The sequence below is a fragment of the Mycobacterium alsense genome, assembly GCF_002086635.1.
Classification (GTDB): domain Bacteria; phylum Actinomycetota; class Actinomycetes; order Mycobacteriales; family Mycobacteriaceae; genus Mycobacterium; species Mycobacterium alsense.
Genome location: NZ_MVHD01000029.1, coordinates 36,272 through 58,159, shown reverse-complemented (window position 1 = coordinate 58,159; position 21,888 = coordinate 36,272). Strand labels below are relative to the sequence as shown.

The following is a 21,888-nucleotide window of genomic DNA, read 5'->3' as shown; positions in this document are numbered from 1 at the left end:
CAACCCCGGCGCGGCACGCCCTACTTGCGGAACTCGGTGGCCGCCACCTGGACGAAGACGCCGGTGTCCTCGGCCATCAGCAGGCCCCGGCCGCGGGGCAGCGGGCCACCCTTCATCTTGCCGCGGATGAAGCCCTCGTCGGGGTCGGCGTCCATCACCAGCAGCGGCGCGTTGGCCTGGTGCAGCGCCCGCAGCATGGGGTCGCTGCCCGCCGAGGACCAGCCACCGAAGGTGCGGGTGACGATCACGTGCAGGCCCACGTCGGAGGCCCGGGTGACCCAGGCGGCGGCCTTGTGCAGCGGCGAGTCGAAACCGGCCGGCATCTGCTGGATGTCGTCGACGATCAGGAAGATCTCCGGGCCGCTCCACCAGGAGTGCGACAGCAACTCCTCCGCCGACAGCCCGGGCGGTGGCTCGCGGCTGGCCAGCAGGGCGGACAGGCCGTCCATCATCGCCTGCACCCCGTCGAGGTTGTAGGCGAACTTCTCGACGTACTCCGGGCCCAGCACGGTCAGCAGCTGACGGCGGGGGTCGACCAGCCACACCTGGGCCGACGGGCGCCCGGCCGGCGGGGGCGGCGCGACGCTGGCACCGGGCGCGTAGAGGCGGCCGATCTCGGACATGATGGTCGCCAGCGTGGTGGTCCGCCCGCACTCGCGGCGGCCCGTCACCATCAGGTGCGCGTTCTCGGCGAAATTCAGGTAGACCGGTGCCAGGTCCAATTCCGATATGGCCCAGGCGATTCCGCCGGCACCGACGCCCTGGCGGGTGTCGCGCGCGGCCAGCTCGCGCACCTGCTCCACGCCGAACCGCGCGGGCAGCCGGCGGATCGGCGGTGCCTGGCCGCTCGCGAGCCGGCTGACCGCCTCCACGATGCTGTCCGAGGCGAACACGTTGCCGGGTGTGCTGCCCAGCGCGGGACGGGCCACCAGCGTGTGCAGGCCGGCCTGCGGGTCGGCATCCAGGCGGACGTAGTTGACCGCGACCATGCCACGCCCCGGCTTGACCGGGACTTCCTTGGCGAACCGGGAGCGCACCAGCTTGGCGTCTTCCACCGCGGCCAGGCGCAGCTCGACGCGGCAACCGAAGCCGCTGCGCACCGGCGGCCGCAGCTCCGATTCGCGGTCGGCGGAAACGATCACGTGCACGCCGAACGAGGGGCCCTGGTTGATGATCAGGTTCACCTGCTCGATCAGGACCTCGTTCTCCTCGGCCAGCGCCCGGTAGTTGTCGATCACCAGGTAGACGTCGCCGAATCCGTCGTTGGGCACCGGACCGGCCTCGCCGGCGAACTTGCGGCGCCGGAACACCTCCATCGAGGCGATGCCGTATTCGAGGAAGCTGCGCTTGCGCTCGCGCACCAGCGCCAGCAGTTCGGCCACGGTGCGGCGCACGCCGTAGGGGTCGGTCGGACCGGCCACCTCGCCCACATGGGGCAGCCGGGCGACGGTGGTCAGGGCGGTGCCGCTGTAGGCCAGGCAGTAGAACTGCACCTGCTCCGGCGTGTGGGTCAGCGCGGCCGAGCAGATCAGCGTCTGCAGGGCCGTGGTCTTGCCCGATCCGCCGGCCCCGAGGATCAGGACGTTGGCGCCGGGGCCCGACGTGTCGACCGTCCACGGCGGCTGGTCGTGCTTGAACGGGCGGTCGATGATCCCGATCGGGAAGATCAGGTTCTGCGCGCTGCCGTAGTCCTGCTGCCAGGAGTGGCCGAGGAACCGGTTGACGAGCTCGTCGACGGCGACGGGTTCGTTCAGCGGCGGCTGCCACAACCGGTACGGCTCGAAATCGATCCTGCGCAGCTGATCGATGATCACCGTGCCGACCTTGGGTGTCCGTACCCCTTCGTCGTCCTCTTCGGCCTCGATCACCTCGAGCACCTCGCCGTTGGAGCCGTTGGTGCGCGCCGACTCCAGCTGCGGGCCGCCGACGCTGACCTCGAGCGGGGTGAACGAGTTGGTAAACAGTTGCGGGCGAACGTAATCGATGCTGTGCACCAGCGCGGGCGCTTCCTCGCCGTCGATGGAGGATCCCCGGGAGATGTAGTCGCGCCACAGGAACTCGGCCTGGAACCGGACGATGTCCTCGAGGCTGCGACGGAAGTAGCCCAGGCCGGCCTGGGCGGGCAGGTTCACCGCGTTCGGCACGCCCGCGGCCTGCGCGGCCCCGGCGGTGCGCGCCTTGAGCACCAAGCGATAACCCATGTTCTCCATGAGCTTTTCGGCGCGGCTCTCGATCGTCTGCGACGCCATCATCAGGTGGATCCAGTACGCGCGGCCCTGGCGCCCGATCGAGTCGAGCACGTCGACGGCGGTCGGCATGATGCGGAACCACTCGTAGAACTCGTCGATGACGACCACGAGCATCGGCAGCGGCGGCAGGTCCTGGCCGCGGGCCCGCATCCGGGAGCGCACGCTGTTGTATTCCTTGGCGTCGTCGACCCCGGCGTTGTCGCAGATCGCCTTGCGGCGGGCGATCTCGCCCCACAGCGCGTCCAGAAAGCGCTCCATCAGCGCCTGGTCCTCTTCCAGGTCGGTGATGATGCGCGACACGTGCGGCACCCCGGCGAACGGCTTGACCGCCGAGCCACCCTTGAGGTCGGCCAGGACGAACTGCAGCTCCTCCGGCGGGTGGCCGAGCATCAGCGATTCGATCACGGTGCGCACCAGCGTCGACTTACCCGAGCCGGTGGTGCCCGACATGACCCCGTGCGGGCCGTCGCCGCCCTCGTCCAGCGACTTCATGTCCAAGAACAGCAGCTCGCCGTTGTCGGAGCGGTTCCCGAACGGCGCCCGCAGCCGCGAGCGGCCCATCGCGTCGGTGCGGCTGCCCCACAGCGAGTCGAAGTCGATGTTGGCCGGGTCGTCGATCCCGTAGTACGCCATGATGTCCCGGGCGCCGATGTGGGCCACTCGCTGGCCGATCTCCTCGTACGCCTCGGCCAGCCGCCAGCGCGCCAGCTTCTGCGCGAACTCCTCGGCCTCCGCGACGCTGAGGTGGTCGGTGAGGGCGAAGAACCACGGCTTCTCGTCGATCACCATCCAGGTGTCGCGGTCGCGCGGCAGCGCCTCGATGACGCCGAGGTCGTCGAACCGCAGCGTCCGCTCCGGAACGGCCGACCACATCGACGAGCCGGTCAGGTCGAAGAACGTCACGCCGTCGATGCCCTCGGCGCTGATCACGAACTCCCACTGCTGATCGCTGATGTCGGCGATGATCACCGTGTGCGGCGTCGGGGTCTGCGCCGACGAACTGGCATGCCGCGGCGTGAAAGACCCACGGCCGGCGAACAATTCGGCTTGCTCGGCGGCGAACTCACGCACCGAGCTGTAGACCATCCGCGCGTTGCCCGCCGCGTCCTGGCGGCGCGGGTCGCCGAAGTGCGGCACCCACTTGACCCAATCCCATTCGTCCAGGTCGGAACTGACCAGGATCATCTGCACGTGGTCGGGCCCGTGGGAGAACGCCAGCTGGCAGATGATCGCCCGCATCAGCCCCAGCACCTGCTCGCGGTCCCCGATCAGCGAGTACCACGGCTCGACCAGCAGCGAGATCATCTTGGGCAGGTTGTAGACGACGCTCTGGTAGCGCCCGAACTCCTGAAGCGCCTTGCCCGTCACCGGCTCGAGCTCGATGTCGGTGGGCATGTTCTGGGGCTCACCCCAGGTCACCTCGGGGCGCGTCATGCCCACGCCGACGCGCACGATCCCGAAGTTGAGGTCCTTGCCGTCGGGCTGGCGCTCCCACATCCGCGACGACCCGACGGCCGCGGCCAGCGTGGTGGGTTCCGGGTGGAACCAGCGGTAGTTGGCGTCCATGCTGTCGGCCGACTCGTGGGCCGTCTCGCGCAGCATGTCGAGCATCAGCATGAACTGGGCGCGCATCGCGTCCAGCTTCGGCCGGCTCATCTGCTGCTGGCCGCCGAACCGGCCGCCGAACATCATCATCATCATTCCGCCGACCATGAAGATCGGGAAAATGGAGCCGACGCCGCCGAACACGTGCGAGCCGCTGGCGAACGTCATTGCGACCATGCCGCCCAGCAGACCGATGACCAAAACGCCGACCACCACAATCCACCACGGCTTGCCCTCCGGTGGCGGGATGCTCAGCGGGGTCGGCAGGACGATGTTCTCCGGCTTGATAACCGGTGGCTTTTCCGGTGTGGGCCGGGCGAATCCACGTTTCATCGGGGTACCACCAACTCTGCAGGGGACATGTCCATCGGCAAGGTGTCGTGCTGCACCAGGGCGTCGGCACGCGACAGTGTCGGGCCTTGCGGCAGCAGTCGCAGCGCCACCCACGGCGCCAGGCTTGGCGTGGTCTTCAGGCCGAGGGCCTCGCGGGCCTCACGGGTGTCGTCCACCCCGAACCGGGCGCCCGCATCGGTCAGCCACCATAGCGACTCCGTCGTCTTGGCGCCCGCGTCGTTGCCCGTGACGGCCACGAAATTGGCGTGGTCGGGGGCGAAGTACACCTGGTCGGCCTCGCGGCCCGTCGTGTCGGCCTTCACCAGGGACACGACCTTGCTCAGGTCCTTGGCCGCGATGGGAAGGGTGGATCCGGACACGACCTGGATGCGCGCCCGGTTCTCGCCGGACGTCTTCTGCCACCACCAGCAGGTCGCGGGGTTCTCGCGGATGTCCATCACGTTCAGCGGGTTGTCGGGATACGACGACAGGTCCAGCTTGTTGACCACCGGCATCTTCGCCAGCGCCGACGGCTCCACGGTCACCGGTTTGGTGCTGGAGCCGGGGCCGCCGGCGTTCTGCAGGATCTGCGCCACCAGCGGCGGCAGCGTCTGCACGCCGTCGGTCAGCACCAGCGAATACTGTTGGGGGCCACTGATTTGCGGGGTGACGATCACCGTCCCCACCGGGCCGGGCGCCCCCGGGAACGCCGCCGGGGAACCGGCGTTCGGGATCTCCGGCACCACGAGTTCCGGGCCCACCGGCAGCGCGTCGTACAGGGCGCGGCTCATCGGCTTTGCCATGCTGACCTGCTCGGGGGTCAAACCCAGCGGCAACAGCACCGAGCGGTTCATGGCGTCGATCTTCGACCGGCGCCCCTGCCGGACCACCCACGCGTCGTCGCCGTAGCGCAGCACCACGGCGTCCGAGCCGTTGAGCACCTGTCGGTGGCCGCTGAGGTCGGGGGTGCCGTCGATCACCGTCACCGTGACCCCGGACGGCGCGCCGACCCCCGTCGAGCCCACCGTGTCGCACACCAGCCAGGATGACGCGGTGGGCGTCTTCGGGGCGAAGTTCGAGGGGGCGCCGGGGATGCCGACCAGCGGCCCGCGCGGCAGGTTCGCGATCTGGCTCGACCGGACCAGGTGCGGGTTGTCCGGGCGCCCGGTGATCAGCCGGGCCGAGGCCAGGTTCAGCGCCGGGTACAGCTTGTCCCCCACCCGGACGTAGAGGGCGCCGGAGTCGCGGTCGGCGATGATCGGGGACTCGTTGATCTGACCCGACGGGCTCAGGAACGACCAGAGCAGCGCCCCCAGGCAGATCACCAGCGCCGCGGAGACCGAGGCCACCACGGCCAGGGTTTGACGCCGGCCCGGCTCGATCTCCATGCGGACCCGCCAGCGGGTCAGCGCCATCGCGGTTCGGCGCGCCAGGAATTGGTAGCCGGTCACCTGGGTCCGGGTCGACAGCCCGAGGCCGTACCCCGACCCTCGCTGCCCGCGACTCTCTTCCGCCACTTAGTTCACCATCCGGTCTGCTAGAACGCCTGGATACTGTCCGTCTCGCGAATTACGTCTACAACCGCGGCGACCCGCGGCAACCGCGCGGGCGCCGCACCGTTGCTAGTTCCCACCTAGCCCCACTGACTTCGGCCCCACTGACTTCGGCCCCACTGACTTCGGCCCCACTGACTTCGGCCCCGCTGCCTCTGCCCCACTGACCCCGCCCGGCTGGATTCTTCACGTCTTCACTGGGCATGTTAGCCGCGGATGGCCGAGTAGTCCTGTTGAACGGCCACCTTCGCCCGCGCGGGACGCGGCGGCCCGCTCTCCAGCAAGATGGGCGGCATGACTGAGCTCGCGCCCTCACTGGTCGAACTCGCCCGCCGGTTTCACATCGCGACCGAGTATGAGGACTGGACGGGCCGGCGCGTGCTCGTCGGGCAGGACACGTTGGTGGCCGTGCTCGCCGCGTTCGGAGTCGCCGCGGGCACCGAGCGCGACCGCAACGACGCGTTGGCCGCCAAGCGGCGTTCGCACTGGGAGCGCCTGATGCCGCCGACCATCGTCGGGCGCGCCGGCGAGCAGATCCGGTTCTGGGTGCATGTGACCCACGGCGACCCCGCCGAGGTGTGGGTGGAGCTGGAGGACGGTACGGCGCGCGGCGACGTTCGGCAGGTGGACAACTTCACGCCGCCCTTCGATCTGGACGGCCGCCTGATCGGCGAGGCCAGCTTCGTCCTGCCCACCGGCCTCCCGCTGGGCTACCACCGCGTGCACCTGCGCTCCGGTGCCACCACGACCAGCACGGCGCTGATCGTCACCCCGGACTGGCTCGGTTTGCCCGAGCGGCTCGGCGCGCGCCGCGTGTGGGGCCTGGCCGCGCAGCTCTACAGCGTGCGGTCCCGCCAGTCGTGGGGCGTCGGCGACCTCACCGACCTGGCCGACCTCGCGGTGTGGTCGGCCTCGCGCCACGGCGCCGACTACCTGCTGGTCAACCCCCTGCACGCGGCCGGGTTTGCCGGGCCGACCGGCCGGATGGAGCCGTCGCCCTACCTGCCGACCTCGCGCCGCTTCGTCAACCCGCTCTACCTTCGCGTGGAGGCGGTCCCGGAGTACGCCGATCTGGCCAAGCGCGGCCGGGTGCGGCGGCTGCGTTCGGAGGTCCAGCGGCGGGCCGGCCGGCTCGACGCGATCGACCGCGACGGCGCGTGGGCCGCCAAGCGGGCGGCGCTAGAGCTGCTGCACCGGGTGCCGCGCTCGGCGGGCCGCGAGCTGGCCTACGCCGCGTTCCGCGACCGCGAGGGCACCCCGCTCGACGACTTCGCCACCTGGTGCGCGCTGGCCGAGGAGTACGGCGGTGACTGGCATCGCTGGCCCGAGTCGCTGCGTCGCCCCGAAAGCGCCGCCGTCGCAGATTTCGTCGCGCGAAACCCGGACGCGGTCGATTTCCACCGCTGGCTGCAGTGGCAGCTCGACGAACAGCTCGCCGCGGCCCAGTCGCAGGCGGTCCGGGCCGGGATGGGGCTGGGCATCATGCACGACCTGGCCGTCGGCGTGCATCCCGACGGGGCCGACGCCTGGGCGCTGCAGGACGTGCTGGCGCTGGGCGTGACCGCGGGCGCGCCGCCGGACGAGTTCAACCAGCTCGGCCAGGACTGGTCGCAGCCGCCGTGGCGTCCGGACCGGCTGGAAGAGGAGGAGTACCGGCCCTTTCGCGCGCTGATCCGGGCCGTGCTGCGCCAGGCCGGGGGCGTGCGCATCGACCACATCATCGGGTTGTTCCGGCTGTGGTGGATCCCGCGGGGTGTCCCGCCCACCGAGGGCACCTACGTGCGCTACGACCACGAGGCGATGATCGGCATCGTCGCGCTGGAGGCGCACCGGGCCGGGGCGCTGGTGGTCGGCGAAGACCTCGGCACCGTCGAGCCGTGGGTGCGCGACTACCTCTTACTGCGCGGCGTGCTCGGCACGTCAATCCTGTGGTTCGAGACCGACCGCGACGGGAACGGCGGCCCCCTGCCCGCCGAGCGCTGGCGGGAGTACTGCCTGTCGTCGGTGACCACCCACGACCTGCCGCCGACGGCCGGTTACCTGGCCGGCGAGCACGTGCGCCTGCGGGAGTCCCTCGGGCTGCTGACCCGGCCGGCGTCCGAGGAGCTGGAATCCGACCGGGCCGAGCTGGCGGCCTGGATGGCCGAGCTGCGCCGGGTGGGCCTGCTGGCCGACGGGGAAGACGCCTGGGACGGCGACCCGGAACACGTGGTCCTCGCGCTGTACCGCTACCTGGGCCGCACGCCGTCGCGGCTGCTGGGGGTGGCGCTGACCGATGCGGTCGGTGACCGCCGGACCCAGAACCAGCCGGGCACCACCGACGAATATCCCAACTGGCGGGTCCCGCTGACCGGCCCCGACGGCCGGCCGGTGTTGCTGGAGGACGTCTTCGCCGACCGCCGGGCGGCCACCCTGGCCGAGGCCGTCCGCGCGGCAATCGCGCCGGGGTGAGGCGCACCTGTAGCTTCGAGAGCCATGAAGGCTGCTCTGAAGGTGGGGGTGCTGGCCCCGGTCGCCACCGGTGTCACGGCCGACCCCGAATGGATGGCGGCCTTCGCGCGCCACCTGGAACGGTGCGGCTTCGAGTCGATCGTGGCGGTCGAGCACACGGTCCTGGCCACCCGCTACGACAGCGTCTATCCCTACGCCAGCTCCGGGCGCGTCGGCCTGGCCGCCGACTGCCCCATCCCCGACCCGCTGGACCTGCTGGCCTTCCTGGCCGGCCACACCGGCCGCCTGGGCCTGGCCACCGGGGTGCTGGTGCTGCCCAACCACCATCCGGTGGTGCTCGCCAAACGCGCGGCCACGGTCGACGCACTCTCGGGCGGGCGGCTGCGGCTGTGCGTGGGCGTGGGCTGGTTGCGGGAGGAACTGGAGGCCTGCGGCGTGGATTTCGAGACGCGGGGCCGTCGGGCCGACGAACAGCTGGCCGTGCTGCGGGCGCTGTGGGCCGACCGGCCGCAGGGGGTGTCGCACCACGGCGAGTTCTTCGACTTCGACGACGTCACGTGCTACCCCAAACCGGTTGCCGGGCAACGACTTCCGATTCACATCGGCGGGCACAGCCGGGCGGCGGCGCGCCGGGCAGGGCGCCTCGGCGACGGCCTGCAGCCGCTGGGTGTGGCCGGCCCGGAACTCGCGTCGCTGATCGCGCTGATGCGCGACGAGGCGGCCGCCGCGGGCCGCGACCCCGCGGCCCTCGAGGTGTCGTTGGGGCACACCGTCGCCAAGATCGACGCGGAGCGTGCGGGCGCGCTCGCCGACCAGGGCGTCGACCGGATCGTGCTGTCGCCGCCGCCGACCGCCGACATCGAGGAGGCCAAGGACATCCTGTCGGCGTGTGCGCAACGGCTGGCCCTGAGCGCGTAAGCCCCGCGATGACGCTCACAGCCGACGATCGCATGGCGCTGCACGACCTGGTGCACCGGTATGCCGCCGGCGTCGACGACCGCCAGTTCGACTCCGTCGCAATGCTTTTCACGGCGGCGGCCGAGCTGAAAGTGCCCGAGCCGCCGGGCGTGCTGGAGCCCGTCACCTGCCACCGCGGCACCGAGGCGATCGCCGCCGCGGTCGCCGCCGTCGCCGCGGTGACCCGCACGGAGCACGCCATCGTGGGCGAGGTCTACGCCGAAGGGGTGCGCGCCGGCACCGCGCGCGGCCGTGTCGCGTGCATCGCCCACCACTGGAGCCACCGCGGCGACAACCTCGAGGACCTGATCGACGTGGTCTGGCACCTGCGCTACGACGACGACTACCGGTCGACCCCGGAGGGCTGGCGGATCAGCCGCCGGGCCCTGACCATCAACGCCATTGAGACCCGGCCGGCGCGACGGCTGCGGCCGCGCGGGTCGGGGTAGCCGCCACGGCCTGAAGTTGTCAGCAAACTCACAGTGACCCGCACAGATCCGATTTTGCGGCTCGAACGTCGCGTTTTTGTCGCAGTTACGGAACTGGATTCCCGCGCACCTGCGGATTCTGCCCGCGGGCAACTATTTCCGGCGACCACACGGTCACGTGCGGCGCGCGCCCGCCCCTTTTTCCAAATAAAACTTGGATTTATTCGGGTGTTTTCGTGTATTTTCGAGGCCGTGACGCATGCCGAAAGCAAGCACGTTGACCCGGTGGAAAACAGCTCGATTTCGACGTTGGCGGTGGGCACGCCGCTGACATCCGATCCGGACTACCGCAGCGAAATACACACCGCCGAGGACACCATCGACGTGGAGGCCTACGGCGGCGGTTTCGACCTCACCAGACGCGCCACGGCCCCCAAGCTGCGGGTCGGCCGCGACAGGTGGTTCAACCTGCTGTGGCTGATCCCGATCGGGTTTGCGCTCCTGATCGCGTCGGTCGCGATCGGCAAGGGGCTGCACAACGTGCCCGCGGTGCAGGAGTTCATCGCGCGCCACCCCGGCAGCGACGTCGCCAGCGCCGGGCCGGCCGGGCTTCCGGCGTGGATCGGTTGGACCCACTTCTTCAACCTGTTCATGATGATGTTCATCATCAGGACCGGGATCCAGATCCTCTGCGACCATCCCCGGCTTTACTTCAGCCGCAACGCCACTCCCGGCAAGGACGAGTGGCTGCGGGTGGGTCCGCCGGTGCCCGACGACGAACTGTGGACCGCCAACGCCGACACCGTCGCGCTGCCGCCGCAACTCGGACTGCCCGGCTTCCGGCACTCCATCGGGCTGGCCCGGTGGTGGCACCTGGGCGTCGACGTCCTGTGGCTCGTCAACGGGGCCGTCTTCTACGTGCTGCTGTTCGCCACCGGGCAGTGGCGCCACATCGTGCCGACCAACTGGGACGTGTTCCCCAACGCCCTGTCCGTGGCGATCCAGTACATGTCGCTGGACTGGCCGACCGACAACGGCTGGGTCGCCTACAACGGCCTGCAGCTGCTGGCGTACTTCACCACCGTCTTCATCGCCGCCCCGGCCGCGCTGATCACCGGGCTGGGGATGTCGCCTGCGCTGTCGCAGCGCGTCCACTGGCTGAGCAAGCGGCTCAGCATCCAGCACGCGCGGTCGCTGCACTTCGTGGTCCTGGTGTACTTCCTGTTCTTCATCGTGGTGCACGTGACGATGGTCCTGACGACCGAGGCGCTGCGGAATCTCAACCACATGTTCGCCTCCCGCGACGACAACAGCTGGATCGGCTTCGGCATGTTCTCCCTCGCGATGGTGGTGACGGCGATCGCGTGGGTCTGGGCCACGCCCTTCACCATCAAGCACCCGCGGGTGGTTCAGCGGGTCGGGTACGCCCTCGTGGGCCCGTTCCAGCGCCTGCTCGAGCAGTTGGACCCCAAGCCGGGCGCCTTCACCGAAAAGGACATCTCGCCCCACCACTGGCGCAACGGCCGCCTGCCCGAGACCGTCGAGTACAAGGAACTGGAGAAGGACGACTTCAAGGACTGGCGGCTGAAGGTCTACGGCCTCGTCGAGAACCCGATGGAGTTCTCGCTCGAGGACCTCAAGGCGCTGCCCTATCACGAGCAGATCAGCCAGCACTTCTGCATCCAGGCGTGGTCCGGCGTCGCCAAATGGGGTGGCGTGCAGATGAAGACGATCATGGACATCGTCAAGCCGCTGCCCGAGGCGAAGTGGGCGGTGTTCTACTCGATGGGCCTGGGCGCCACCGGCGGCATCTACTACAACGCCCACCACATCGGCCAGATGGACCACCACATGACGATGCTGGCGTTCAACATGAACGACCACCCGCTGCCCTACATGCACGGCAAGCCGCTGCGGCTGCGCAACGAGTTGCAGCACGGCTTCAAGCTGGTGAAGTGGATCAAGGGGATCGAGTTCGTCGCCGACTACCGCGACATCGGCAGCGGTTACGGCGGCTACAGCGAGGACCACAAATACTTCGGTCGACACCAGACGCTGTAGCGCACACCGGTTCACCGCCGCGCCGAAGTCGTTTCCGCCAAGGGTGTTTCGGGTAGCCGCCAGGAAGTGGCGAGAACGAATCCGAGACCTTCGGGAGACCTTTATGAGGCAGATCGCGCACGGCCGCGTGGTGGATCGACGGGATTCGGTGTGGTCGCCTGGCCTCGTCGTCGTCGCGGCCGCGGTGGTGGCCTTCGTGGTTTGCGTGGCCAATTTTGCGCTCGGGGCGGCCGGCCCCGGCGTCGCCGCCGCGATCGTCGGACTGCTGGCGTTCGGCGGCGGCCTGGCGTGGCTTGCCATGGACCGCAGGCGAGTCCGCGACGCCGAGCGCGCACGGAACATCGGCCGGTGACGGCTACGGTGACGGCTATCCCAGGGCGGCCAGGTTGTTCACCGACTTGCGCACGTCCGATCGCAGGACCCGCGCGACCAGGCGCCCGACCGGCCCGCCGAGCAGGCCGCCCTTCAGGTCGGCGGTCAGGTGGAAATCCGACCCCGAATCGGTGCCGGTGACGGTCATCGTGACCGCGATGCGGATCCCGCCGCGGCCGCGGCCTTGCAGCTCAATCGATTTCGGCGCGTCGTAGCGGGTGACTTCCCAGTGGATGATGTTGCGGAACCCCTTGACCTTGACGCACGACGAGACCCGAGTGCCCTTCTCGATCGTCGACGGGACCGGTCCGCGCCAGCCGCCGAAGATCGTCATCCACTCGTCAAAACGGCGCAGGTCGGACGCCAGCTTCCACGCGGTGTCCGGGTCCACGTCCGACGACATCGAAACATCTACTCGTGCCACGCCTCACCGCTTACCCGGCCGCGCCGAACCGGTAAACCCCGCACCGGCGCGCCGGTCGGTTCCCATTAGGGCCAGGCCTCTTTGAGGTGGTGGGCGACGTCGATGACCTGGGCCGCCTGCGACTGCGGCGAGTCGATCTCGTCGGCGACGTAGGCGGCGATGAAGCGGCGGATCTCGCCGTCGACGCCGGCCAGGATGCGCAGCACCTCGCCGCGGAAGGACTTCGACGAGACGTTCACGGTGATGTCCGACGGCCGCGGTTTCGCGACATCGACGATCAACAGGAGGGGCTCGGCGGCGCGGGCGGTGGCGCGCAACGCGATGTCGCCGGAGACCACGAACCGCTGCTTGTCCAGCCTGAGGTCCAACAGCAGGTCGATCGACAGCGGAATGTGGACGACGAACGTGATCTCGTCGCCCAGCCGCCGGGTCACCTTCGGGTCGTGGATCTTGACGTTGGCGCTGACCTTGGCGATCCCGCCGGGGCCCTGCGCGATCGGCTCCATGGCGAACTCGTTGCCCGCGATGTCGGCGAACGCGGCGGCGACGCGCTCGGGCGTGACCGCGACCTCGAAGAACCGGCGGCCGAACTCTTCGTAGGTGACATAACTCAGGTTTTGCATAGGCTTATACCGTCTCACGTTCCCCGCCGGAACGACCGCTGATCCGCTCGCGTCGCAGCATTTTCGCGCCGGACGCGGCCCCGCATCCATCCCCTCGCGCCCCCTCACGCCGCGTTGCGCTGTGAACCGCGCCACACGCGGGGCGCTTCGATTCGGTGTGTCGGCCCGCGGCCTGGGAGGCTTGACCGATTGGGAGGTGTTTGGAGCTGATGTGTGCCCGACGAATCGCTGAGACCCGCTCACCCGCCCAAACCGGGGCGGATGCGGTCGTGATGATCGGCGCGCTGCTGGCCTGGCTCGTCGCCGCGGTGGCGGTGAGCGAGGGCGAACGCTGGTCGTTGCTCGCCGTCGCGCCGCCGACCCTCGTCTTCGGGCTGCTGGTGGGCGCGGTGACGCGCGCCGCCGCCACGCCCGACCGGGGCCGGCCCGGTACCGCCGGCCGCGCGGCCGTCGCGGTGGCGCTGGGCGTCGCCGTCGGCGAGCTCGCCGCGCTGGTCATCTTCGCCCGCTCGATCGACCACCGCCTCGACGAGCGGGCACTGCGCAGCGCCGACTCGGCGCCGGCGGTGGGGCGGGCGTCGGCGTCCCTGCAGCAGGCCCGGGATGCGCGCGCCGGGCTCGACCGCGCGGTGGAGCGGGCCCGCGAGCATCAGGACCGGGCCTTGGTCGTCGCGCGCTGTGAGTACCCCCCCACCCCGCCGTGCCCGCAGACCCGGATCACCGGTGTCCCCGGCGCCGGGCCCGAAACGCGAACGGCCAACGAGCTTCTCGCCGACGCGCAGCGCGAGCTGGATGACGCGCTCGCGGCGCGGGACGGTCGGGCACCCGAGCTGGACGCCGCCGTCGCGCGCGAGGAGCACGCTTTGACCCAGGCGCGCGACGCCGCTGTCGCCGACGCCGACCGGGGCCTCGGCGCGCGCTGGGTCGCGATGAACGGCCTCACCCTCGCCAGCGCCGCGGCGATGGCGCTGCGGCTGGTGACGATCGCGTTCTGCGCGCTGCTGTACCTGCTGCCCCTGATCCTGCGGCGGTGGCGCGCCGAGACCAGCCGCGACCGCCGACAGGCGGCACTCGCCGACCGCGAACGCGCCGACCTCGAGGCCGACACCGCGATCGCGATCAAGCGTGCGCAGGTCCGCCGCGAGGCGGAAATCCTGTGGGCCGAGCACCAACTCACCCAGGCCAGGCTGGCCATCGAGGCACAGACCGAGATCGACCGCGAGCGGCAACGGCGGCGGGTGGCCGAGGCGCTCGAGGCGCCGGTGCCCCCTTCCCGGGCGATGGGGCAGGGACCGGCCGCCCCTTCCACCGACGACGACATCTACCTACCGATCGCCGCGGAGGCCGAGGCCGCCAGCCGCGCGATCGCCGCGGCGCCTCCACCGGAGCCCCCGGTGAACCTGCCCGCGCCGGTCGAGCAGCCCGCCGCGGTCGAACCGCACGAGGAGCGCGCGACGCCGCCGATCCCGGCGATCCCGTCGATACCGCACGCCACCAAGGCCGCGGCGCGCTGGATCCGCCCGCTGGTGCCGCCCCTGGTCGCGCGGGTGGTCGACAACACGACCCACCCGCTGCGGACCGCGCGCCAGGCCTTCGAGGGGGTCATCGAGGAGGTCTTCGAAGAGGACCACGTGATCAGGTTTTCCCTCAAGCGCACCCGAAGGCTGACCGTCAACTCGGAAACCACCGGGACCGCCGGCCCCGGTGCCGAACCGACGGAGTCCCGGCGCGACGAGCGTCGGCGCGAGACCCCCCGCCCGGTCGGGGGCCACCGCCACCGCCCGTCGGCGCGCGCGGTGGCGGGTTGCGACCGTGGGCCCGAGTTGCCACGGCGGGACGAGGCCGGCGAACTGCGCGCGAGCGAGGGCCCGCGGCAGCTACCTCCGGGCGATTGATCGCGGCGCGTGAAACGCGGACTGAGGCCGAGCATCCGGGCGCAGGGGTGCGCGGCCGCGGTCGCGATTCACGCGAAGGTATGATCCTCCGGGAGTCGGGGAAGGATCCGGTGGAGGTCGTGAGGCGGCGGCAATGGCAGGGCAGGTTCTCGCGGTGAGCACCTTGGTGGCCACCGTGGTGCCGGCGGGCGCATGAAGATCAGCCTGTTTCTGGCGGACGCGGCGCAGGCCGACTCCCAATCCGGCAAGGTGCATGCCCTCGGTCTGGGGTGGCGGCAGTGCCAAACACCCACGCCCCCTTTCGCTTTGGTGCTGTTCCTGGACATCGACTGGGACGAGACCAACAAACCGCACAAGCTGACCTGCCAGCTGCTCACCACCGACGGTGACCCGGTGGTGGTGATGGGCGCACAGGGCGCCCAGAAGATCTCGTTCGAGGCGTCGGCCGAGGCGGGACGGCCGCCGGGGGCCATCCACGGCACCGCGGTCCGCATGCCGCTCACCCTCAACATCCCGGCCGGAATCCCTTTGGAGCCGGGGATGTACGAGTGGCGCGTGGAGGTCGAGGGTTTCGAGCAGGCCACCGCGGTGGAGGCGTTCGTCGTCCTCGGCGCGCCGCACCCGGCCTGACCTCGCGCCGGGTGCGCTCGGTCAAAAGTGCGTCGCCCGTTGCCTTTTCGTGACCTAGCCGTCGCCGAAGGCGGCGTAGAGTTCGGGCAAAAAGCTCGCCAGGTGGTTCATCTCCTGGGCGCAGTGCACCAGCAGGTTGCGCGCCGTGGACTCCGGTGCGCCCAGTATCCGAGCCGCAATCGGGCGCACCGCCCTCGACGCGATGCCGGGGGCCTTGCGCACCGCGACGTGGGCGCCGCCCATCCAGAACCGGGACCGCATCTCGGCGCCGCCCGGCGTCGAGCGGACGTGGTGGATGAACCACCCGACGTCGACCGGGGCGTCGCCCGAGCCGAGCCGGGCGCAGATGGCCACCGCGCCGTCGGCGTCGGGGGGACAGCCCAGCTCCTGCGGTGCGACGAACTGGATGGCCCCGTTGAGCAGCGACGAGCCGATGTACTCGCTGATCATCGACCAGCGGCCGAGATAGCCGAGGTCGTCCTTGCCGTCCTTCCAGGCGGCGGACAAATGCGCCCGCGGGTGCCACAGCTTGTAGCGGCGGCTGTCGCTGCCGTGCCAGCCGAACCACCACGACCACATGGCCGGGGTGACCCCGGGCATGTCGGTGCGCACCGATACGTGGTAGCCGCCGTCGGCGAGCACCCCGTACCCGTTCTCGGTCTGCTGGTACCCCTCGTCGGCCACGCTCGCGGCGTCGTCGAACGCCAACAGCGCCATCTCGCCCTGCGGACCGTGCTGCAGCGCCTCGACGACATGCGTTGGCAGCGGCGCCATTTCGGGTTTGAAGAACTTGCCCCACGGCGTGTTCGCGTCGTCGCCGCGGTAACCGAGATACTTCTCGCCGGCCATCAGATTCGTCCCATCCAGCTGTTGAAGAGGCCATCGGGGTCGTACTCGGCGCGCACCCGGTCCAGCTTGGCCATGGCCTCGTCGCTGGCGAACCGGGCCGGACGCTGGCCGAGGTTCTCGTCGGCGAGCTGGATGCCGACCGCCAGCCCGGACATGGCCGACATGTGCGACCGCGCCCAGTCGGCATACTTCGCCTCGTCGTTCGGGTCCTTCCAGGAGCCGTAGAGCGCCAGGTAGATGTCGGCCTCGACGCTGTACGCCATGTCTTGGCGCGGGGGCACCGGGCCCCAGTTCAGCCAGAGGAAGTGCGCCGGGTGCGGCGGCAGCGTTTCCAGGATCGCCCGGATGCCCGGCAGCAGCTCTTCGGCCGGCGCCGAGGTCCACATGTTGTCCACCGCGTAGTGATGGTCGGACAGGTAGTGGCTCATCGCCACCTCGTACCAGGTGGGCAGATCGGTTGGCATATAGGGGACCTTGACGAGCGCCTTGTCGGCGACCGGGCAGGTGCCGAACAGGGCCAGCGCCCGTTCGGCCTCGGCGTCGGAGTCGGCGAACGCGGGCGACGCGAACGTGATGACTGGAACGTCGATGCCCATGTTGGGCTCGCCGCGCGAGGCGACGGCCTGCAGCTCGACCCGGGGGTCGACCTCGGCGCCGACCTCGCGGGCCCAGGTGAAGACCTCGTCGGCCAGCTCGAACGGATAGGCGTACACGCTGGTGGCGCAGGTGGCCGGCCGCGGGTACAGCTTCAGGTGAAACGACGTGACGACCCCGAAGAAGCCCGGCCCGGCGCCGCGGGCGGCCCAGTAGAGGTCGGGGTGGTTGTCGGCGTCGCAGTGGACCTGCTCGCCGTCGGCGGTGATCACGTCCAGGCCGATGACGCTCTCGCACGCCGGGCCGTAGATGCGGCTGTTCCAGCCGTACCCGCCCTGCAACAGGTAGCCGCCCAGGCATACGCCCTTGCAGTGGCCACCGGGAAAGAACAGGCCCTGCGCCTCCAGGTCGGCCATGAGCAGGCTGCCGCCCTTGCCGGGACCGGCGACGGCCAGGCCCCTCTCGGCGTCGATGTCGGCGTGGTCGAGGCGGCTGAGGTCCAGCAAAACGGAGCCGTCGCGCAGGTGGCTGGCCGCGAAGCTGTGCCCGCCCGACACGAGGTTGACCTTGTGCCCGTGGGTCCTGGCGTAGCGGAGGCCGGCGACGATGTCGTCGGCGCCGGCGGCCTGCACGATCACCTCGGGATAGCGCTCGGGCACCCGTTGGTGCCACACCGTGCGGCGCCGGGCGGCCTCGTACCCGTCGTCGTCGCGGAAAAAATGCCGCCCGGCCGGTAGCGCGCCCATGGAATCCCCTTTGATCCGCACTTCGGATCTTTGTGATCCGTAATGCGGAACACTATAGTGGCATTGTGCCGGAAGCGGGAGAAAATTTTCCGCCCAATCGCGACGAGGGCATCCAGGTCCTGCGCCGGGCCGCCGCCGCGCTCGACGAGATCGCCGCGGAGCCGGGACGGCTCCGCCTGGTGGACCTGGGCGAGCGGCTCGGGCTGGCCAAGTCGACCGCCCGGCGCCTGCTGGTCGGCCTGGTCGAGGTCGGCCTGGTCAATGTCGATGCGCGGGGCCGGTATTCGCTCGGCGAGCGATTGCTCGGCTTCGGGAGGGCCGACGGGGCGCAGATCGCGGCGGCCTTCCGCCCGACGATCGAGAAGGTGGCGCGCGCCACCGACGGCGAGACGGTCGACCTGTCGGTGTTGCGGGGGCACAAGATGTGGTTCGTCGACCAAATCGAATCCGCGCACCGCCTGCGGGCGGTCTCGGCCGTCGGCGTTCGCTTCCCGCTGGAGTCGACCGCCAACGGGAAGGCCGCCCTCGCCGCCCTCGACGGGGACGAGGCGGAGGCCGCCCTGTCCCGGCTCGGGCCCCGGGTCGCCGCGGCGCTGCGCGGCGAGATCGCCGAGATCAGGCGCACCGGTATCGCCTTCGACCGCGACGAGCACACCCCGGGGATCTCCGCGGCCGCCATCGCGCGGCGCACCGCGGGCGACGCCGTGGTCGCGATCTCGGTGCCGATCCCCACCGAGCGCTTCCGCGAGAAGGAGCGGCGCATCCTCGCGGCGTTGCGCGCGGCGGCCGACTCACCGGCCTGGAGGCGCTGAGGTCGCGATGATCGGCGGATGGTGGCGCGGAATGGCGGCGGCCGCGGTACCCCCCAGGACCCCGGCCGCGCCACGCCTCCTAACCCGCATCAACAGGTGGCCGCGGGCGACCTGCCAAACAGCGAACCCCACTCGCGGCGCGCCGCGGACTGCGCGTCGACGAAGCTCGGCGTCTTCTCTCCCTCGCCCGCCAGGTGGACGAGCGCCCAGGCCATGGCGAACACCGGCACCTTGTGACGCACTGCGGCACTGTGCAATTCGTCGAACGCTACATGCGACGGGCAACGGCGAAGGCCGATGAGAATGCCCCGAGCCGTGTCGAGAATTCGACCCGAGTTCGGGCCGTACGAAGTCATGCTGTCGATCCCTCCTGTTACGCCCGAACGAAATCCGCCACGTGCGAGCGGAAGAGAATCCGCGCGGTGCGCATCGTTGCGCCCGCAACTCTCGAAGAAGGCGCCCCTGTGCAATGATTTGCGGGCCGAACGCGGTGTGCCAGACCGCGGCCCGCATCGGTATGGGCTTGTGACCGTTTCGGGACCGTTTCGGCGGGCGACCCGCGTCAGAGCGCGTCGAGGGCCGCCTGCAGCCGGTCGGTGACCTCCTCGGCGACCGGGCGCAGCAACGGCTCGCCGGTGACCTCGACCAAAACGCCCGGGTGCATCGCCTCCACGAGCGTGGTGCCCTCGCGGTCGGGGTCGGCGCGGACCACGACGTTGCACGGCAGCAGCAGCCCGATCTGGCGGTTGGCCTCCACGGCGCGCTGCGCCAGGGGCGGGTTGCAGGCGCCGAGGATCACGTAGTCCTCCATGTCGTGGCCGAGCTTGGCCTTCAGCGTGGCCTTCATGTCGATCTCGGTGAGCACGCCGAAGCCCTGCGCGGCGAGTGCCTCGCGGGTCCGCGCGACCGCGTCCTCGAAAGAGGTCTGCAGCGACTTCGAAATTGCGATATCCATAAGGCCGTTCTACTCCTGTGCGCCGGCGGTCCGGGCGGTTCAGAGGATCGCCCTGGCGTCCTTCGCGGTGGCGATCTCGTCCCAGTCGACGCCGAGCTCGAGCAGGATCTCCTCGGTATGCTGCCCGTGTTCGGGGGCGCGCGCGGGCGCGGGCGGGGTCTCGTCGAACTGGACCGGGGCGGCGACGATCCGGTATTTCTCCCCGTGATCGTCGACGTTGGTCACCACGTACCCGTTGGGTTCGACCTGCGGGTCGTTGAGGGTCTCCCGCGGTGTCGCGAGGGCGCCCCACACGCCGGGCTCGTCCGCGAGGACCCGCCGCCAGTGCGCAAGGTCATGGCGGGCAAAGGCGTTCGCCACCATCTCGGTCGCCGCGGCCGCGTTGGCGATCAGGTTGGCCGACGGCACGAATCGCTCGTCGGTGGCCAGCTCCGGCAGGCCCATGCGCTCGCAGAAGCCGGCCCAGTACTTGTCGGGCTGCAGGAAGACCAGCTGAATCCACCTGCCGTCCTTGGTCTTGTATCGATTCACCAGGGGGTTGATCGCCAGCCCCGGCGGTGCCCCCGGGATGCCGTCGATGTCGAAGAAATCGGCCGCCGAGATCGATGGCGCGATCGACCACATCGCCTGCGCCAGCAGGGAGGAGTCCACGATCGTCGGCTCGCCGGTCCGCTCGCGGTAAAACAGCGCGGCGCAGACGCCGCCGGCCAGCGTCGCCCCGCCCTGCAGGTCACCGAACGCCGGGCCCTGGACGGCCGGGGTGTCGGTGCCGAACGGGGTGAGCGTGTATGCGACCCCGCCGCGCGCCAGGTACGTGGCGGCGTCGAAGCCGCCGCGATCGCGGTCCGGGCCGCGGACCCCCAGCCCGGTCCCCCGCGCGATGATGATCTTCGGGTTGAACCCGCGGATGTCGTCGACCGTGAGCCGGGCCCGCTCGAGCGCCCCGGGCAGCCAATTGGTCAGGAACACATCGGCACTGGCCAACAACCGGCCGAACAACGCGCGGCCCGCCCCGGATTTGATGTCGATGGCGATGCTGCGCTTGCCGCGGTTGCCCAACTCGAGGATGAAGTCGGCGTCCGGGCGGGCCGCCTCGCGGGTGAAGCCGCCGACCACCAGCGCGCGCCCGGGATCCCCCGCGGCCACGCCCTCCACCTTGATCACGTCGGCGCCCCAGTCGGACAGCGCGGCCCCGGCCGACGGCACGTAGGTCCACGACGCCAACTCCACCACCCGGACCCCAGCCAGAACACCGGTCAAAGGAACCCCCTCGGGCGCGCACCATTTCTTGCTATTTTAGATATTCTAGCTACTCTAAGTGGCATTGAAAGCCATGCGATGGAGCCGACCCTTGGTCCGATCCCGATCAAGATCCCGGTGCAGTCGATGCGCTCTGCGCGCGTCGGGAGCGAATGGCCTTGGCCCCCAATGCGAGTCGTTCCGATAGGCACCGGCGCGAAGGGCGCGCGATGGGCAGGGTGACGGGCAAGGTGGCGGTGATCAGCGGGGCCGCCCGCGGGCAGGGGCGTTCGCACGCGCGGCTGCTCGCCGCCGAGGGCGCCGACATCATCGCGGTGGACGTGTGCGCCGACATCGAGACCAATGAGTACCCGCTCGCCCGGCCCGAGGACCTCGACGAGACCGCGCGCCTGGTCGAGAAGGAGGGCCGGCGCGCCTACACCGCGATCGCCGACGTCCGCGACCGGGTCGCCCTGGCCGCCGCCATCGATCGGGGCGTCGCCGAGTTCGGCCACCTCGACGTCGTCGTCGCCAACGCCGGCATCTGCCCGCTCACCGCCGGCCTCCCGCCCCAGGCCTTCGCCGACGCCGTCGACGTCGACCTGGTCGGGGTGCTCAACCTGGTCCACACGAGCCTCAAGCACCTGCGCGCGGGGGCGTCGATCATCGTGATCGGGTCGAACGCCGCGTTCATGTCGTCTCTGAACACCACCGGCATCGATGGTGGACCCGGCGGCGCCGGGTACGCGTTCGCGAAACTCGCTGCCGCGCATTACGTCAACGACTTCGCGCTGGCGCTGGCCAAGTTCTCCATCCGCATGAACGCGGTGCATCCCACCAATGTCAACACCGACATGCTGCACAGCGCGCCGATGTACCGCGCGTTCCGGCCCGACCTGAAGGATCCGGCCCGCGAGGACGCCGAACCCGTCTTCCCGGTGGTGCAGGCGATGCCCATCCCTTACGTCGAGCCCGAGGACATCAGCGAGGCCGTGCTGTTCCTCGCCTCCGACGCGGCCCGCTACATCACCGGCCAGCAGCTGCGCGTGGACGGGGGCGGCTTCCTCAAGGTCAAGCCGTGGTCGGGCGCCTGATGCCCCGGCTTCCGGAGC

18 protein-coding genes are annotated in these 21,888 nt (G+C 70.4%); 9 read left to right on the top strand and 9 right to left on the bottom strand.

Features of this window, described 5'->3' with window-relative positions; all coding sequences use genetic code 11:
• Positions 1-20 precede the first annotated feature (20 nt).
• Both eccCa and eccB read right to left on the bottom strand, forming a co-directional pair.
• Positions 21-4,187, bottom strand: a complete 4,167-nt coding sequence (gene eccCa / locus BST11_RS16560; RefSeq protein ID WP_083139012.1) for a type VII secretion protein EccCa — start codon at positions 4,185-4,187, stop codon at positions 21-23.
• The gene (gene eccB / locus BST11_RS16555) at positions 4,184-5,704 is read right to left on the bottom strand and encodes a type VII secretion protein EccB (RefSeq protein ID WP_083139011.1); all 1,521 of its coding nucleotides are present in this window, start codon (positions 5,702-5,704) and stop codon (positions 4,184-4,186) included. The genes eccCa and eccB overlap by 4 nt, the downstream gene beginning before the upstream one ends.
• A gap of 330 nt (positions 5,705-6,034) precedes the next feature.
• Here eccB and malQ point away from each other — a divergent pair, with 330 nt between their 5' ends.
• The 5 genes from malQ to BST11_RS16530 all read left to right on the top strand — a co-directional run bounded on the left by malQ (position 6,035) and on the right by BST11_RS16530 (position 11,989).
• On the top strand, positions 6,035-8,191 hold the full coding sequence (gene malQ / locus BST11_RS16550; RefSeq protein ID WP_083139023.1) for a 4-alpha-glucanotransferase: 2,157 nt from the start codon (positions 6,035-6,037) through the stop codon (positions 8,189-8,191).
• Between the two features lie 36 nt (positions 8,192-8,227).
• On the top strand, positions 8,228-9,109 hold the full coding sequence (locus BST11_RS16545; protein ID WP_083139024.1) for an LLM class F420-dependent oxidoreductase: 882 nt from the start codon (positions 8,228-8,230) through the stop codon (positions 9,107-9,109).
• Positions 9,110-9,117: 8 nt separating this feature from the next.
• Positions 9,118-9,597 (top strand): nuclear transport factor 2 family protein, encoded by a 480-nt coding sequence (locus BST11_RS16540; protein ID WP_083139010.1) that lies wholly within the window; start codon positions 9,118-9,120, stop codon positions 9,595-9,597.
• 294 nt (positions 9,598-9,891) lie between these two features.
• Positions 9,892-11,637 carry a molybdopterin-dependent oxidoreductase gene (locus tag BST11_RS16535; protein WP_083139022.1) on the top strand — a complete coding sequence of 582 codons (1,746 nt, stop codon included), beginning with the start codon at positions 9,892-9,894 and terminating at the stop codon, positions 11,635-11,637.
• A 103-nt stretch (positions 11,638-11,740) separates the two neighbouring features.
• The gene (locus BST11_RS16530) at positions 11,741-11,989 is read left to right on the top strand and encodes a hypothetical protein (RefSeq protein ID WP_083139009.1); all 249 of its coding nucleotides are present in this window, start codon (positions 11,741-11,743) and stop codon (positions 11,987-11,989) included.
• 15 nt (positions 11,990-12,004) lie between these two features.
• On the opposite strand, the gene BST11_RS16525 is transcribed toward BST11_RS16530, so the two are convergent.
• Together BST11_RS16525 and BST11_RS16520 are read right to left on the bottom strand one after the other, a co-directional pair.
• Entirely contained in the window at positions 12,005-12,433 is a 429-nt protein-coding gene (locus BST11_RS16525) for a type II toxin-antitoxin system Rv0910 family toxin (RefSeq protein ID WP_083139008.1), read from the bottom strand.
• A gap of 65 nt (positions 12,434-12,498) precedes the next feature.
• Positions 12,499-13,056, bottom strand: coding sequence for a hypothetical protein (locus BST11_RS16520; RefSeq protein WP_083139007.1), 558 nt, complete (start codon positions 13,054-13,056; stop codon positions 12,499-12,501).
• Positions 13,057-13,265: 209 nt separating this feature from the next.
• On the opposite strand from BST11_RS16520, the gene BST11_RS16515 reads away from it, so the two are divergent.
• Entirely contained in the window at positions 13,266-14,951 is a 1,686-nt protein-coding gene (locus BST11_RS16515) for a DUF4407 domain-containing protein (protein ID WP_083139021.1), read from the top strand.
• Between the two features lie 192 nt (positions 14,952-15,143).
• Complete coding sequence (locus tag BST11_RS16510) at positions 15,144-15,581, top strand: DUF6941 family protein (RefSeq protein ID WP_067319737.1); 438 nt, start codon at positions 15,144-15,146, stop codon at positions 15,579-15,581.
• Positions 15,582-15,635: 54 nt separating this feature from the next.
• Here BST11_RS16510 and BST11_RS16505 read toward each other — a convergent pair whose 3' ends face one another.
• Positions 15,636-16,430: a DAPG hydrolase family protein gene (locus tag BST11_RS16505; protein ID WP_083139006.1), complete on the bottom strand. Its 795-nt coding sequence runs from the start codon at positions 16,428-16,430 to the stop codon at positions 15,636-15,638.
• Positions 16,430-17,770 carry an FAD-binding oxidoreductase gene (locus BST11_RS16500; RefSeq protein ID WP_083139005.1) on the bottom strand — a complete coding sequence of 447 codons (1,341 nt, stop codon included), beginning with the start codon at positions 17,768-17,770 and terminating at the stop codon, positions 16,430-16,432. The genes BST11_RS16505 and BST11_RS16500 overlap by 1 nt, the downstream gene beginning before the upstream one ends.
• A gap of 65 nt (positions 17,771-17,835) precedes the next feature.
• On the opposite strand from BST11_RS16500, the gene BST11_RS16495 reads away from it, so the two are divergent.
• Complete coding sequence (locus BST11_RS16495) at positions 17,836-18,582, top strand: IclR family transcriptional regulator (protein ID WP_142276394.1); 747 nt, start codon at positions 17,836-17,838, stop codon at positions 18,580-18,582.
• 89 nt (positions 18,583-18,671) lie between these two features.
• Here BST11_RS16495 and BST11_RS16490 read toward each other — a convergent pair whose 3' ends face one another.
• The 3 genes from BST11_RS16490 to BST11_RS16480 form a co-directional block, all read right to left on the bottom strand.
• Positions 18,672-18,938 carry an ANTAR domain-containing protein gene (locus tag BST11_RS16490; RefSeq protein WP_067319744.1) on the bottom strand — a complete coding sequence of 89 codons (267 nt, stop codon included), beginning with the start codon at positions 18,936-18,938 and terminating at the stop codon, positions 18,672-18,674.
• Between the two features lie 206 nt (positions 18,939-19,144).
• Positions 19,145-19,537 (bottom strand): DUF302 domain-containing protein, encoded by a 393-nt coding sequence (locus BST11_RS16485; RefSeq protein WP_083139003.1) that lies wholly within the window; start codon positions 19,535-19,537, stop codon positions 19,145-19,147.
• Positions 19,538-19,576: 39 nt separating this feature from the next.
• Positions 19,577-20,797 carry a CaiB/BaiF CoA transferase family protein gene (locus BST11_RS16480; protein WP_083139002.1) on the bottom strand — a complete coding sequence of 407 codons (1,221 nt, stop codon included), beginning with the start codon at positions 20,795-20,797 and terminating at the stop codon, positions 19,577-19,579.
• 209 nt (positions 20,798-21,006) lie between these two features.
• On the opposite strand from BST11_RS16480, the gene BST11_RS16475 reads away from it, so the two are divergent.
• Positions 21,007-21,870, top strand: coding sequence for a mycofactocin-coupled SDR family oxidoreductase (locus BST11_RS16475; RefSeq protein WP_083139001.1), 864 nt, complete (start codon positions 21,007-21,009; stop codon positions 21,868-21,870).
• The last annotated feature ends 18 nt before the right edge of the window (positions 21,871-21,888 follow it).

What these genes read in the sequence shown, in the direction of transcription:
- BST11_RS16500 (WP_083139005.1), bottom strand. Translation starts at nt 17,770, where the DNA reads ATGGGCGCGCTACCGGCCGGGCGGCATTTTTTCCGCGACGACGACGGG.
- BST11_RS16530 (WP_083139009.1), top strand. Translation starts at nt 11,741, where the DNA reads ATGAGGCAGATCGCGCACGGCCGCGTGGTGGATCGACGGGATTCGGTG.
- BST11_RS16520 (WP_083139007.1), bottom strand. Translation starts at nt 13,056, where the DNA reads ATGCAAAACCTGAGTTATGTCACCTACGAAGAGTTCGGCCGCCGGTTC.
- BST11_RS16505 (WP_083139006.1), bottom strand. Translation starts at nt 16,430, where the DNA reads ATGGCCGGCGAGAAGTATCTCGGTTACCGCGGCGACGACGCGAACACG.
- BST11_RS16485 (WP_083139003.1), bottom strand. Translation starts at nt 19,537, where the DNA reads ATGGATATCGCAATTTCGAAGTCGCTGCAGACCTCTTTCGAGGACGCG.
- BST11_RS16475 (WP_083139001.1), top strand. Translation starts at nt 21,007, where the DNA reads ATGGGCAGGGTGACGGGCAAGGTGGCGGTGATCAGCGGGGCCGCCCGC.
- BST11_RS16515 (WP_083139021.1), top strand. Translation starts at nt 13,266, where the DNA reads ATGTGTGCCCGACGAATCGCTGAGACCCGCTCACCCGCCCAAACCGGG.
- eccCa (WP_083139012.1), bottom strand. Translation starts at nt 4,187, where the DNA reads ATGAAACGTGGATTCGCCCGGCCCACACCGGAAAAGCCACCGGTTATC.
- BST11_RS16540 (WP_083139010.1), top strand. Translation starts at nt 9,118, where the DNA reads ATGACGCTCACAGCCGACGATCGCATGGCGCTGCACGACCTGGTGCAC.
- BST11_RS16490 (WP_067319744.1), bottom strand. Translation starts at nt 18,938, where the DNA reads ATGACTTCGTACGGCCCGAACTCGGGTCGAATTCTCGACACGGCTCGG.
- BST11_RS16510 (WP_067319737.1), top strand. Translation starts at nt 15,144, where the DNA reads ATGAAGATCAGCCTGTTTCTGGCGGACGCGGCGCAGGCCGACTCCCAA.
- malQ (WP_083139023.1), top strand. Translation starts at nt 6,035, where the DNA reads ATGACTGAGCTCGCGCCCTCACTGGTCGAACTCGCCCGCCGGTTTCAC.